The sequence below is a fragment of the Sabulibacter ruber genome (genome assembly GCF_017355955.1).
In the GTDB taxonomy this organism is placed as follows: Bacteria; Bacteroidota; Bacteroidia; order Cytophagales; family Hymenobacteraceae; genus Nibribacter; species Nibribacter ruber_A.
Genome location: NZ_JAFFID010000112.1, coordinates 1 through 282 on the forward strand (window position 1 = coordinate 1; position 282 = coordinate 282).

General features: G+C 70.2%; 1 protein-coding gene. It reads left to right on the forward strand.

Annotated elements, in window-relative coordinates; translation table 11 throughout:
• Positions 1–282: hypothetical protein (locus JT719_RS24670; RefSeq protein WP_207436435.1), on the forward strand; the 282-nt coding region annotated here is incomplete at both ends.

The window sequence follows — 282 nt, forward strand, 5'->3', positions numbered from 1 at the left end:
TGAGCGCGAGGATTTCGAGAACCGCGGCCAGGAAGCCGGCGACGGCGAGAGCGACGGCGAAGCCGAGGACGGCGACGCGGAAGACGCGGAGTCCGAAGGCACGGTCTCCCAGCCCGGCGATTTCGAAAACGCCGAACTCGACGCGCACGGCGACCAGACCGACGAGTCGGATGAGGACGATGAGGGCGACGAGGAAGGTGGCGACTTCGCCTCCGACAACGGCGACCAGAACGGCCGGAAGAAGCGCCGCCGGGGCAAGCGTGGCGGACGCCGCCGCAGCCG